A 14100-nucleotide genomic window follows, 5' to 3' on the forward strand; every position below is an offset into this window, starting at 1 on the left:
TGCCGGTAGCGGTAACATTGGTATGACCTCTAGGCCGCGTCGTAAAGCGTCGAGCACGAAAACCGCGTCAAGTCGCCGCGCTCGATAGGAATCGCTTGCATCTACACCTGTGTTAGCGCTACCAACATCCCGTGAGGCGCCGAGCGCCTCTGCCCTTCCTGGGCGTTTCCTCCCTATAACTTTCAGCCCGGTCGTTTTGGCCGGGCTTTTCTTTTGCCCCAGACTCGGCTTCAGGCGGTGGTTTCCGGGGCGAGAAAGGCCGTGTCCTCGGCCTGTTTCGCGCGGCCCAGCCGCTCGGCGGACAGGATCGCCGCCAGCATGGCCAGCGCCAGGACGCCGACGCAGACGCCCAGCCCCTGCCAGCCCCATCGCCCCACGACCAGCCCGCCCAGCGGCGGTCCGATCAGCGCGCCGCCGGCCCCGAACTGGGTCAGGAGGCCGTTGGCGGCGGCGATGCGGGGATCGTCGGGCGACGTCGCGCCGGCCAGGCTGGGCAGGCGGGCGAAGACCAGCGGCGAGGCGACCCCGCTCAGCAGCAGGGCCAGGCCGGCGACCAGGGTGACGGCCACGGCGTTTCCGGCGACGGCCGGGTGGAAGATCAGCGGCGCGATCGCGGCCGTGGCCAGCAGCGCCGGGATGACCGTGGCGACCACGCGGCGCGGCGCGGAGGGCGCGCCGTGCAGGATGCGCACCGCGATGGCCGAGGCGGGCAGGGCGGTCAGCGACACCAGGCCCGTGGCCAGGCTGGCGCTCGCCAGCGACGCGCCGACGCGCTCGATCAGGAAGCTGGGCAGCAGCATGGTCAGGGCGCAGACGAAGACGGTGTATATGCCAAAGCCGAAGGTCACCACCACGGCCGCCGGATGCGGCAGGACCATCCTGGCCGCGCCGCGGCCGCTGGTCCTCTGCCGGGCCGCCGAGACCAGGCCCAGGGCGCAAAGGCCCGCCCACAGGAGAAGCGCGATCTTCGGGCTGGTCAGGGCGACGGCCACGCCGGTCACGCCGCTGCCCAGGGCGACGCCGACGGGAACGAAGGTGCTCCACAGCGCCAGGGCGGGACCCCGGATGCGTTCGGGCGCAATGGCGACGATCATGGTCGGGGCGGCGATGACCACCAGGACATAGCCCAGCCCCTCGACCGCCCGGGCGGCGAACAGCAGGGCGACGTTCGGCGCCAGGGCCTCGACGACGCTGGCGGCCAGCAGAACCGAAAGGCCCGCCAGCAGGAAGCGGCGGCCGCCGAAGCGGCCCAGGGCCAGGCCGCCGACGACGCCGAACACCGCGCCGCCGATCTCCAGCAGCGACACCAGCAGGCCGACCTGCGCCAGCGACAGGTGGAAGGTCTCGCGCAGCACCGGCGCCAGGACGGCGATCTTGGGCAGTTGCGCGGCGGCCAGCACCCCGATCAGCCAGAGCGCGACGATGTTTAGCCATGTCCGGATCATGCCGCTGCATAGGGCGGTCCGCCCGCGCGCGACACGTAAAAATTATACGCGCGGGCTTAGCCGGCGATCGTGGTCGCCAGGCGTCCGATACGGCCGTCTGAGAGCGGGATGGTCTCCCATTGCAGCAGGCCGGGCTGGACCGGGACCTCGGCGCTGTCGTTGGCGCCGGTGCGGAAGCAGGTCCGCTGATAGGGCCGCTCGAACCAGCCGCTGTCGGCCAGGCCGTCCTCGGCCATGGCGATCTCGGGACTGGCGAAGCGCCAGAGCGAGGTGTCGAGATAGGTTTCCAGGTCGATGTTCCAGGTGGCCGCGCGGCTGGGTGAGGCGGCCAGCAGCCGGTGGGTGGCGTCGCAGACCAGGTGCACGGGCAGGGTCGAGGTCGTGACCAGCCGCTTGAGAACGGCGTCGCCGCCATGGTCGGCGCGCGCGGCGATCATGGCGGTGATGCGCTGGCGATGGGCCTCGTCCGGCTCCTGCGCGCCGCTTTCCCAGCGCGACACGGTCGCCTGCGAGACCGCCAGCAGCTCGGCCAGGTGGCCCTGCTTGACGCTGTTGAGGCGACGGAACCGGCGCAGCGCTCGCCCGACGGGAAGATCGTGCAACATGTCCAAGGTTAGCCGGGACGCACGGTCGGGCCAAGCATCGCCTTATTTGATCTGCGATATTGCAAATCAGTCGCAAAAGCTATACCCGCCGCCGGACCTTCGCTGTCCGGATCCGCCCATGTCGTCTCAAGTCCTCCGCGCCCATCGCCTGGCCGCCGTCTCCCTGCTGGCCCTGGCCTGCGCTGGTGCCGCGCACGCCCAATCGGGAAGGGCCGACACCGACGTCGACCAGATCGTGATCACCGCCGCGCGCACCAACCTGCCGGCCAGCGCCCTGCCGCTGACGGTGGACGTGGTCGATAACGAGGCCCTGTCGCAGCAGGTGGCGGTCAGCGGTTCGATCGTCGACGCCATCTCGACCCTGTCGCCGTCGTTCTCGCCCACGCGCCAGAAGCTGTCGGGCTCGGGCGAGACCCTGCGCGGCCGCTCGCCGCTGTACGCCATCAACGGTATTCCGCAGTCGACCCCGATCCGCGACGGCTCGCGTGACGGCTATACGATCGACCCGTTCTTCATCGACCGCGTCGAGCTGATCTACGGCTCCAACGCTCTGCAGGGCATCGGCGCCACCGGCGGCGTGGTCAACCAGGTGACGGTCGGCCCGCCCAAGGACGACGGCGTCTCGGGCAAGGTGCTGGTCCAGTCGACCCTGGCCGGCAAGCTGGGCGACGCGGTCGGCGGCAAGGTCGCGGGCCTGGTCGGCTGGCGGGAGCAGGCCTTCGACGCCACGGTCGGCGTCGCTTATGACGCGCGCGGCGCCTTCTACGACGCCCACGGCCGCCGCATCGGCATGGACAACACCCAGGGCGATGTCCAGGATTCCAAGACCCTGTCGATCTTCGGCCGCTTCGGCTGGCAGGTCTCGCCCAGCACGCGCCTGGACGTGGTGGCCAACCGCTTCGAGCTGAAGGGTGACGGCGACTACGTGACCATCACCGGCACGGCCGCCGCCCCGACCGACGGCAATCGGACCACCCGCCTGCCGTCGACGGCCTATCGCGGCGTGCAGCCCGGCACGCCGGCCTCGGGCCGGGTCGAGACCCTGTCGGCCGCGCTGGTCAACGACGATCTCTACGGCGGCGTGCTGAACGCCCAGGTCTTTTTCAACCGCACGCGCGACACGTTCGGCGGCGACAAGAACGCCACCTTCCAGGACGTCAGCATCGCCCCGTCGGGCACGCTGTTCGACCAGTCCTCGAACCGCTCGCGCAAGCTGGGCGCGCGCGCCAGCTACGAGCGCGCTGTGCCGGGGATTGAGGGCCTGACCGCCACCGCCGGCCTGGACGCCCTGACCGACACGACCTCGCAGGTCCTGACCGCCACCGGCCGCGCCTGGGTGCCGCCGACCAAGTTCAACAGCGTCGCGCCCTTCGTGCAGGGCAACTATGCTCTCTTCGACGGCAAGCTGCGCCTGGCCGGCGGCGTGCGTTTCGAGAACGTCGAGCTGAAGGTCAACGACTTCACGACCCTGGCCTTCTACGGCTCGCGCAAGGTCGGCGGTGGCAATCCCGACTTCAAGGCGACCCTGGCCAATGGCGGCGTGGTGTTCGAGCCGGCCAAGGGTGTGCGCGTTTACGGCAGCTACGCTGAGGGCTACACCGTGCCGGACGTCGGCCGCATCCTGCGGGCCATCAACGTCGCCAATGTCGACGTCGACACCTATCTGGCCGTCGAGCCGATCGTGTCGAACAACCGCGAACTGGGCGCGGAGCTGAAGCGCGGCCCGTTCGACGCCAGCGTCGCCTATTTCTGGTCCTCGTCGAAGCTGGGCCAACTGCTGGTCAAGAACGCCGGCGGCATCTTCGACGTCCAGCGCCAGCGCGTGGCGATCGAGGGCCTGGAGGTCAATGTGAAGGCCAGGACCCCGATCCCGGGCCTGGAGGTCTCGACCGGCTACGCCCGCCTGCGTGGCGAGACCGACACCAACGCCGATGGCAAGGTCGACACCGACCTGGACGGCGCCAACATCTCGCCCGACCGCCTGAACCTGGCCGCCGACTACCAGACGGGCAAGTGGGCGCTGCGTGTCCAGGCGCAGAAGTATATCTCGCGGAACATGCAGAACGCGCTCGTGAAGGACGACTTCGAGGGCTACACGGTCGTCGACGCCTTCGTGCGTTACGCCCTGCCGGTCGGGGCCGTGTCGCTGGGCGTCCAGAACCTCTTCGACAAGCAGTACCTGACCTACTATTCGGACACCGTCCTGCCGACCAAGGACAAGATCTACGCCGGCCGGGGCCGCACCGCGACGATCGGCTGGGAAGCCCGCTTCTGATGAAGACCCTGCGCCTGCTGCACCGCTGGACCGGCGGCCTGATCGGCCTGCTGCTGGCGCTCCTGGGCTTCACCGGCGCGCTGCTGGTGCACGAGGACGCCTTCCTGCGCGCCACCGTGCCCCACGCCGCCGACGCCCAGCGGCAGGACACGGCGACCCTGGCGGCGATGGCCACCAAGGTGTTCGCCGAGCGGGACCGTCCGCGCTCGATCGTGCTGGCGACGGAACGGATGGGCCTGAACAAGCTGTCCTACAAGACGGCGGAGCAGGCGGCCTACGCCGACCAGGACGGAAACATCGTCCAAGCCTGGACCTCGAACTGGGCGCGGCCCGAGGCCTGGCTGTTCGACTTCCACCACCACCTGTTCAACGGCGACACGGGCGAGATCATCGGCGGGATCGCCGGCCTGGCGGGCCTGGGCTTCGTGGTCACGGGCCTCCTCCTGTGGTGGCCGACGCGGCGGATGTTCCATGTCCGCCTCTGGCCCCGGGTGATGAAGCGGGCGGCGATCGTCCACCATCACCGCGACCTGGGCGTGCTGATCGCGCCGCTGCTGATCCTGTCGCTGACCACCGGCGCGGCCATGAATCTGAAGTGGTTCTCGCTAGGCCTGCGCGCGCCGTTCACGTCGCCGGCGGCGATGGACAAGGCCTCGGCCGCGCCCAAGATCAAGGGCGGCAAGCTGGCCAAGGATCTCGACTGGCGCGGGGTGATCGGCCAGGCCCAGGCGCGTTTCCCCGGCGCCGAGGTGCGGACCATCGGTCTGCCGCAGAAGGCGGGCGGGCTCGTCTCGATCCGCCTGCGCCAACAGAAGGAATGGCTGCCCAACGGCCGGAGCATGGCCTGGTTCGATCCGGCGACCGGCGCGATGGTCGCCAGCCGCGACGCCCTGGCCCTGCCGCTGGGCTCGCGGATCGCCAACGCCGACTATCCGCTGCACGCGGCCAAGGTCGGCGGGCTGGCCTATCGCCTGGTGATGACGATCTCGGGCCTGACGCTCACCCTGCTGGGCACGCTGGCGGTGGTGACCTTCTGGGGTAATCCGGCCGGGACTCCCAAGCGCAGGAAGCTGAAGGCGAAGGCCGCCGCGAAGCCGGTCGGCGAGGCCTTGACCTGAGTCACCGCTTCGCCGTTCATGACATCTCCGGCCATGCCGAAATCGCGAGGACGCCTGATGAACAAGACCGCCGTCCTCGGGGGACCTATTGGGATCATCGCCGGAATCATTCTCGGCGCGCTGATCGACAACATGGCGATCGGCGTTCTGGTCGGCTTGGCCCTTTGCTTCGGCATCGTGAAGATAAGCCGCGACAAGTCGTAGGTTCGGACGTCCCCGTCGCGCACGAAAAAGGCCGGGAGGTTCCCCTCCCGGCCTTCGTCGTTTCGATCCCGAAGGATCCCTAGAACTTCTTCTTCACCGACAGGTAGAACTGACGCGGCGGAGCGGGCAGCACCGTCATGGCCTCGCCGGTCGGGTCGCTGTTGACGAAGCCGCCCGAGCCGATGGTCGACAGGTAGTCCTTGTCGGTCAGGTTGGTGATGTTGGCCTGGACCTCCAGGCCCTTGCCCCAGCCTTCGCCCTCGAAGCGGTAGCCCAGGGTCAGGTCGGCCACCGTGGTCGAGGGCGCCTGGCCGCCGACGTTCTCGTAGGTGTAGTAGCGCTTGTCGGTATAGGCCACGCCCAGCTTGCCGAAGAAGCCGGCCTGGTCGAACGCCAGCTCGCCCTTGAAGATGTTCTTGGGCGTGTTGACGACGGTCTTGCCCTTGGTGCGGACCGTGACCTTGCCCGTGCCGTCCAGCACGTCGTCCTCGTACTTGGAGTCGTTGTAGGTGTACGCGCCGTAGAGGCTCCAGGCGTCGGTCAGGCGGAACGTGCCGGCCAGTTCGACGCCCTTGGTCTCGACCGAGCCGACGTTCGACAGCACGGCCGGCAGGCCCAGGATCGGCGAGGCGGTGTTGGCCGCCAGCAGGCGGTTGTCGAAGGCCACGTGATAGACGGCGGCCACGCCCTGGAAGCGCTGGGTGCGATAGCGCGCGCCCAGTTCGAAGGTCTTGGAGCTTTCCGGCTTCAGGGTCTTGGCGACGTAGTCGACCACGGTCTGGCTCTGCGAGCCGAACGGACCGGCCGTCGCCGCCGAAACGAAGGCGCCCATGTTCTCGGTGTAGCCGCCGAAGGCCTCGAGGTCGGGGCTGATCTTCCAGACGAAGCCGGCCTGCGGCAGGAAGGTGTCCTTGCTCTCGATCTGACCCGACAGGGCGCTGCCGACCACGGTCTTGACGTTGTTGGTGACCTTGATCGACTTGAAGCCGAAATTGACCTTGAAGGCGTCGCTGATCGTCCACTCGTCTTCGAGGTGGCCGGTCGTGGTCTTGGTCTCGAAGCGGTACTGCCACTGGGTGAAGAACGGGTTGTCCTGGAAGTCCAGCGGATCGCGCGACGGGGCGGCGGCCGTCTCGGCGTAGAAGCGGCGGGCCTGGTTGAAGTTGTTGACCTCGTGCCAGAAGCCGCCGCTCAGGCGGTGGGCGCCGACATCGACCGTCAGGCCGGCGATGATCCCGCCTCGGTCGATGTCGTACTCGGTGGTGCGGATCGACAGCGGGGCGGCGGTCGAGCCGGCCACGCCAAAGCCGGGGCTGGCCAGGTACGGCGTGTACCACAGGCCCTGGCCCTTGTTCTTGTGCTGGTAGGCGGTGGCGTCCAGCTTGATGTGGTCGGTTACGTCCAGGTTCAGCGCCGCGCCGTAGAGGTCGTCGTCACGCACGCCGGCGCCGGCGTAGTAGGCGTCGTCCACCGTCTTGAACGGGGCGGGCAGGGCGGTCCCGGTCTGGTAGGCGCGGGCGGCGGCCACGGCCAGGGCCCAGTTCGGCTGGGTGTTGTCCCAGTCGCGGCCGAGACGCTTGATCATCTCGAACGACATGTCCTGGTAGTCCTGCTCGCGGCGTTCCGAGCGGTGGTAGAAGCCCGACAGCTCGCCGCGATCGCCCAGCGGCATGACCAGCTTGGCGTCGTACTGGCGCTGCTTCTGCTCGCCGCCGCCCTTCCACTTGTCGGCCTTCTGGTCGGCGATCGAGACGTAGCCGCGCAGGCCGCCCAGTTGCTCGATCTCGCCCGTCTCGAAGCGGCCGAACACGCGGTGCATGCTGTCCGAGCCGCCGGTGACGTCGATCTCGCCGCCCAGCGTCGACTGCGGGTCGCGCGAGAAGAACTGCAGCGTGCCGCCCAGGTTCGAGGTCGAGGCCGTGCCGAGCGCGCCCGCGCCTTGGGCCAGGTCGACGCGGCCGATGTTTTCCGAGGCGATGGCGCGGCTGATGTGCAGGCCGTTGTGGTTGCCGTAGCTCATGTCGCCCAGCGGCACGCCGTCCAGGGTGAAGCCCAGCTGGTTCTGGTTGAAGCCGCGGATCGAGATGCGGGCCGACCACTCGTAGGCGCCGAACGCGTCGGCCGACTGGAAGGTGACGCCCGGCAGCTTGTCGATCGCCTTCAGGGCGCTGGTCCCGGCGGCTTCCAGGCCGATGGCGTCGTCCTTCAGCGTCTGGATCTGGCGGCTCTGGCCCTGGCCGATGACGATGACGGCGTCGACGTCGGTGTTCTCGGCGGGCGCGGCGGCCGGCGCGGCGTCGGCGGCGGTCTCGGCGGAGAAGGCCGGAGCGGCCGTCACAATCAGGAGCGCGCCGGCGGCGGCGCCCAGCATCAGGTGGTTCTTCATCGATTTTTCCCCATGCCGACGCGGAGAGTCGCCGACCTGGGAAGCTCGGCTAACAGCGGTCGACGACGAGGCGGCGACGGTTCCGTGTCGCCTGTTCGACACTGACGCGACGGCTCGATGACGGTCGGCCGCGACGGAACTGTCCGCCGCGATTGCGCGAAGCCGCCCGGACCGCTATTTCAGCGCCCAATCCCCGAAACCCTCGTCCAGCGAGAACGCGAGCCCTCATGGCGCAGCAATACATTTTCCAGATGCAGGGCCTGACCAAGGCCTATCCCGGCGGCAAGAAGGTCTTCGAGAACATCTGGCTGTCGTTCTATTCCGACGCCAAGATCGGCGTGGTCGGCGTCAACGGCTCGGGTAAGTCCACCCTGCTGAAGGTCATGGCGGGCCTGGACAAGGAATTCTCGGGCGAGGCCAAGGCCGCCGACGGCATCAAGCGCGGCTATCTCCCGCAGGAGCCGGTGCTGGATCCGACGCTCGACGTCTGGGGCAACGTCATCGCCGACTGCGAAGACAAGAAGATCTTCGACAAGTACAACGCCCTGGCGGCCCAGCTCGGTGAGGAATACACCGACGAGCTGATGGAGGAGATGACCAAGCTCCAGGAGATCATCGACGCCCGCGACCTGTGGGACATCGACTCCAAGGTCGAGATGGCCATCGACGCCCTGCGCTGCCCGCCCAACGACGCCAACATCGAAAGCCTGTCGGGCGGTGAAAAGCGCCGCATCGCCCTGGCCCGCCTGCTGCTCAGCAAGCCCGACATGCTGCTGCTCGACGAACCGACCAACCACCTGGACGCCGAGTCGGTGGCCTGGCTGCAGCACCACCTGGAAGAGTTCCCGGGCTGCGTCATCCTGGTGACCCACGACCGCTACTTCCTGGACCAGGTCACCAAGTGGACCCTGGAGCTGGATCGCGGCAAGGGCATCCCCTACGAGGGCAACTACTCCGGCTGGCTGGAGCAGAAGCAGAAGCGCGTCGTCCAGGAGCAGTCGGAATCGGAAGCCCGCCAGCGCGCGCTCACCCGCGAACTGGAATGGGTCCGCAGCTCGCCCAAGGCTCGTCAGTCCAAGTCGAAGGCCCGTCTGGCCAGCTACGAGGAAATGGTCGCCGCGCAGGAGAACGCCCGCGCCGCCCAGACCCAGGCCCACATCCAGATCCCGCCCGGCCCGCGCCTGGGCAACCTGGTGCTGGAAGTCTCGGGCCTGGAAAAGGAATATGGCGAGAAGGTCCTGTTCAAGGACCTGTCGTTCCGCCTGCCGCCGAACGGCATCGTCGGCGTCATCGGTCCGAACGGCGCCGGCAAGTCGACCCTGTTCAAGCTGATCACCGGCCGCGAGCAGCCCGACGCCGGCACGGTCAAGGTCGGCGAGACCGTCAAACTCTCGTACGTCGACCAGTCGCGCGACGCCCTCGACCCGAACAAGACCATCTGGGAAGAGATCAGCGGCGGCACCGACGTGATGATCGTCGGCAAGCGCGAGATCAACTCCAGAGCCTATGTCGGCAGCTTCAACTTCAAGGGCGGCGACCAGCAGAAGAAGGTCGGCCTGCTGTCGGGCGGTGAGCGCAACCGCGTCCACCTGGCCAAGACCCTGGCCACCGGCGGCAACCTGCTGCTGCTCGACGAACCGACCAACGACCTGGACATCGAGACCCTGCAGGCCCTGGAAGAGGCGCTCGAAGAGTTCGCCGGCTGCGCCGTGGTCATCAGCCACGATCGCTGGTTCCTGGACCGCCTGGCGACCCACATCCTGGCCTTCGAGGGCGACAGCCACGTCGAATGGTTCGAGGGCAACTTCGAGATGTACGAGGAAGACAAGAAGCGCCGCCTGGGCGCCGACAGCCTGATCCCCAAGCGCATCAAGTTCCAGAAGTTCGCGCGGTAAGCGGCGCTTCCATCAATCGACGACGAGGGCGGCTCGCAAGAGCCGCCCTTTGTCATTTTAAGGCGTCTGCGCCGCTGGCGCGATTGACGATAGACTACAATCCTGGGCAGATCGTGATTCAATTTTAGGTGGCGTTCGCTTCTTGCTCGATCCGCGCGCGCCCACAGCAATTGGGGGTCCGACGTGGCGGAACTTGTTGGCACGACAGGCAACGACACGCTGGTCGGGACCTTTGCCGCCGACAGCCTTTTCGGCCTGGAAGGCGATGACACGCTCAAGGGCGGTGATGGCGCGGATGTCCTGGATGGCGGCGATGGCGGCGACCTGCTGGATGGTGGCGAAGGCTACGACTACGCCAGCTACGCGGCGGCTTCCTCCGGCGTCACGGTCAGCCTCGCGCTCACGGGGCCCCAGGTCACGGGAGGCGCCGGCGCCGACACGCTGACCGGCATCGAGGGGCTGAGGGGATCGGCCTTCGACGACCGGCTGACCGGCGATGACGGCGCCAATGTCCTGCGAGGGAATGCAGGGAACGACACCCTGGCGGGAGGCGCCGGAGACGACACGCTGATCGGCGGCGCGGGCGACGATGTGCTCGATGGCGGCGCGGGATTCGACTATGCCGAGTACAGCGACGCCAGAAGCGGCGTGACGGTCAGCCTGGCGCTGACAGGACCGCAGGCGACGGGCGGTTCGGATACCGACACTCTGATTGGTGTCGAAGGTCTCAAGGGATCGAACTATGCCGATACGCTGACCGGCGACGCCGGCGCCAACAAGATCTTCGGCGGCTATGGCGACGACACCTTGCGCGGAGGCGCGGGGGACGACTTGGTGGATGGTGGTCAGGGCGCGGACGTCATCGATGGGGGCGACGGCTTCGACTGGGTCGATTACAGCGCGGACTTCGACCACTACGCGCTGAACATCGACCTATCCTTGACCGGGCCACAGACGGCCGATCGGGAACGCGACACGCTCCTCAATATCGAGGGCGTCATTGGGACCAATTCCAGTGACGTACTGAAGGCGGGGACGGGGGGATCGACCCTCCTGGGACGCGGCGGCGCGGACACTCTTTATAGCGGCGTCGGCGACGACACGCTGGACGGTGGGGACGGCGACGACGTTTTCTATCTGAGCATCGGGGCCGACAAGGTGACCGGCGGGGCCGGGACGGACACGATCCACTTCGTCGCCAGCTCGGCGGCCCTCAACCTTGATCTTTCCGCGCTATGGTCCACTGGCCAGTTCATCCAGGGCGGCCTGTCGATCACACAGGTCGAGGCCCTCGGCTCGGTCACCGGCGGAAACCTCAACGACACGGTCGTTGTCGGCGATGCCTATACGGGCGTGGTGACGCTTGCGGGTGGCGGTGGCGATGATGTCCTGACGGGCGGTGGCGGCAACGATACGCTGACCGGCGGCGCGGGCGATGACGTGCTCAAAGGCGGCCTGGGGCAAGACACCCTGACGGGAGGAGGGGGGCGAGACAGCCTGGATGGCGGGGCGGGCGACGACACGCTGATCATCGATCTCGCCGACGGCGCGATCGACGGCGGCGCTGGAAACGACACCCTGACCTTCGACTGGACCGGCGCGGCCGCCCTGGCGCTGGACATCGACCTTACGAACATGTGGTCGGGCGGCGCAGGCTTGGTGAACGGGATGCAGATCCGCGGGATCGAGCACGTCTCCCGCTTCACCGGCAGCGCTTCGGCTGACCGCGTTGTCTTCGGCGCCGGGATCAGCGACGGACTGGTCGGCCTCAGCGTAGACCTGGCCGACGGTGACGACTACGCCTCGGGCGGCGTGGGCAATGACAATCTGGCCGGCGGCAACGGTGACGATACCCTGTACGGCGGTGCGGGCCACGATAGCCTCAGCGGCGGCGCCGGCGCGGACAAGCTGTACGGCGGTGACGGCAATGACACGCTGGTCGCCAGCAGCAATGACACGATTGACGGCGGGGCTGGCTTCGATCTGCTCTTCTTCGCCACCGACGTCACCGGCCCGGCCATGAACCTGGACCTGCGCGCGGTCTGGGGCGGCGGCGTAGGGACGTACAACGGCGGCACGATCGTCAATGTCGAGAACGTCCACGACATCAACGGCACCAATAGCAACGACGTCCTTCTGATCGGCAGCGGCGTCATCCCGGTGGACGACTACTACGCCTATGTCGGTCGGGAGACCTTCCTTGGCATGATCATCCACGGTTACGGCGGCGACGACACGATCGAGGGATCGGGCGGCGGCGACAAGATCTATGGGGATGTCGGGAACGACAAGCTGTCGGGTCTGCACGGTGATGACACGCTGGTCGGCGGTGCGGGCGATGACATCCTGGATGGCGGCGACGGCACGGACACCGCCGATTATTCGCAGAACTACGGGACGGCCTCGAACTATACTTGGAGCCAGAACAGCGACGGTTCGTGGACGGTCAGGGACCTGCGCGCCAACGAATATTCGTCGGGTGTCGACACGCTGAAGGGCATTGAGCGCCTGAGGTTCGAGGACAAGATCGTCGATCTGCTGTCGTCCGGCGTGATCGCCGGGTCAGATGGTCCGGACGGTCTCGTCGGTACGTCCGGCAACGACGTCTTCCGGGCCGGCGGCGGCGCGGATTGGATCAACAGCAGCGCTGGCGATGATATCTATGACGGCGGTGACGGCGTCGACATCGTCGGCTTCAGTAGCGCGCCTGTCGGCGTCGCCGTCGATCTGGCCCTTGCCGGGGCGCAAGACACCGGCGAGGGGCGGGATACCTTCATCAGCATCGAGAGCCTCGCGGGAGGACGTTTCAACGACGCCCTGCGCGGTGATGGCGGCGCCAACCAGTTGGATGGTTACGCCGGTGACGATGTCATCGAAGGGCGCGGCGGCGACGACAATATCAATGGCGGAGCAGGCAACGATATCCTGCGCGGAGGCGCTGGATATGACATCCTGACAGGCGGCTCGGGGAACGATCAGATCTCCGGGGATGAGGGTGACGACTTCATCTCGATCTCCTCCGAAACCACCTACGAGCCAGGGGGCGACAATGTCGTCGATGGCGGGGACGGTTTCGACACCCTCGCCGCGATCTATTTCAGGGAAGGCGTCTCTATCGATCTAAGCCGCGCCGACCGGCAGGCGGTCGCCACCGGCACCTGGGTGACGCTCAACAGCATCGAGAACCTGACTGGCTCCGTTGGCGCCGACCACCTGACCGGTAATGCTGTTGGCAATGTGATCTCTGGATGGGATGGCGACGACATTATCGATGGCGGCGCGGGCTACGATCTCGTCGTGATGCGCGGACGCAGCACCGACTTCCTCATGACCTGGACAGGCGACAGCTGGAAGATTTCCGACCAGCGCGCCCAGGCCGGAAATGTGGATTTCGATGGCGTCGATACGGTGCGGAACGTCGAGGTTATCCGCTTCAGCGACAAGACGATCGATCTCACGACGTTCGCAGGCGGGAACATCCTCCGCTCGACAGGGAGGACCACCGAGACGTTTCTGGGCGACGTGACCACGCGGTTGTCGGCCAATACGATCACCGGCGGCCAGGCGATCGGCGAAATCATCAAGGCCGCCGGGGCCACGACCTCGGTCGCGACGCTGTCCTACGAGTTCTTCACCGGCACGGTTCCGAGCCAGGGCGGCGTAGACTATCTGGTCTCGCCGACCGGGCCGAACGGCAACAATCTCAACAGCGCCTACTACCAGGGCTTCAACCTGGAGAACCGCTACATCAACTTCGCGGTGAACCTGGGCAAGATCGGCGAGGGCAAGGAGGCGTTCACGGCCAAGTACGGCGGCCTGAGCCTCTTCGACGCCACGCGCGAGGCCTACAAGACCATTTTCGGCGCCGCGCCGACGGACGCCAAGATCCACGCGATGATCGACACGCGCGCGGACTATTTCGCGGTCTATGGCGGCGATGGCCCGAACGGCGTCGGGACGAAGGCGGCGATGGTCGGCTGGCTGCTGGCCGAGGCGCAGAAGGCCGACCTGGGCGTCATGGTCCGGTCCAATGACGCCTGGCTCACCGACCTGGCGGACGGCTCGGCGCCGTTCGCGATCGACATCCTCGATCCGGCCAAGGGCTACTACAAGGCCGACTTCATCTTCGGCGGCTAATCGCCCGGGACGGCGCGAGGCCGTCCCGGTGCGTG

The 14100-nt window shown here is 67.5% G+C and carries 8 protein-coding genes; 5 read left to right on the top strand and 3 right to left on the bottom strand.

Translation table 11 applies throughout. The annotated features are described in order from the left end of the window. Nucleotides 1-230: 230 nt before the first annotated feature. On the bottom strand, nt 231-1445 hold the full coding sequence (locus K8940_RS06855) for a CynX/NimT family MFS transporter (protein WP_223394061.1): 1215 nt from the start codon (nt 1443-1445) through the stop codon (nt 231-233). 56 nt (nt 1446-1501) lie between these two features. Next, a complete protein-coding gene (locus tag K8940_RS06860; RefSeq protein WP_223394063.1) occupies nt 1502-2050 on the bottom strand; it encodes a helix-turn-helix domain-containing protein in 549 nt (182 codons plus the stop codon). 118 nt (nt 2051-2168) lie between these two features. On the opposite strand from K8940_RS06860, the gene K8940_RS06865 reads away from it, so the two are divergent. Genes K8940_RS06865 through K8940_RS06875 form a run of 3 tightly spaced genes read left to right on the top strand, consistent with a single transcriptional unit; the run spans nt 2169 to nt 5647 of the window. Continuing rightward, nucleotides 2169-4325 carry a TonB-dependent receptor gene (locus K8940_RS06865; protein WP_223394065.1) on the top strand — a complete coding sequence of 719 codons (2157 nt, stop codon included), beginning with the start codon at nt 2169-2171 and terminating at the stop codon, nt 4323-4325. Further along, complete coding sequence (locus K8940_RS06870) at nt 4325-5443, top strand: PepSY-associated TM helix domain-containing protein (protein WP_223394067.1); 1119 nt, start codon at nt 4325-4327, stop codon at nt 5441-5443. The genes K8940_RS06865 and K8940_RS06870 overlap by 1 nt, the downstream gene beginning before the upstream one ends. Nucleotides 5444-5500: 57 nt before the next feature. After that, complete coding sequence (locus K8940_RS06875; protein WP_223394069.1) at nt 5501-5647, top strand: hypothetical protein; 147 nt, start codon at nt 5501-5503, stop codon at nt 5645-5647. Between the two features lie 79 nt (nt 5648-5726). On the opposite strand, the gene K8940_RS06880 is transcribed toward K8940_RS06875, so the two are convergent. After that, on the bottom strand, nt 5727-8033 hold the full coding sequence (locus K8940_RS06880; RefSeq protein WP_223394071.1) for a TonB-dependent receptor: 2307 nt from the start codon (nt 8031-8033) through the stop codon (nt 5727-5729). Nucleotides 8034-8260: 227 nt separating this feature from the next. Between K8940_RS06880 and ettA the strand changes: the two genes are divergently transcribed. Then, nucleotides 8261-9928, top strand: a complete 1668-nt coding sequence (gene ettA, locus K8940_RS06885; protein WP_223394073.1) for an energy-dependent translational throttle protein EttA — start codon at nt 8261-8263, stop codon at nt 9926-9928. 183 nt (nt 9929-10111) lie between these two features. Further along, nucleotides 10112-14065, top strand: a complete 3954-nt coding sequence (locus tag K8940_RS06890; RefSeq protein ID WP_223394075.1) for a hypothetical protein — start codon at nt 10112-10114, stop codon at nt 14063-14065. Nucleotides 14066-14100 lie beyond the last annotated feature (35 nt).

Origin of the sequence: Caulobacter segnis, assembly GCF_019931575.1 — a bacterium.
Classification (GTDB): domain Bacteria; phylum Pseudomonadota; class Alphaproteobacteria; order Caulobacterales; family Caulobacteraceae; genus Caulobacter; species Caulobacter segnis_C.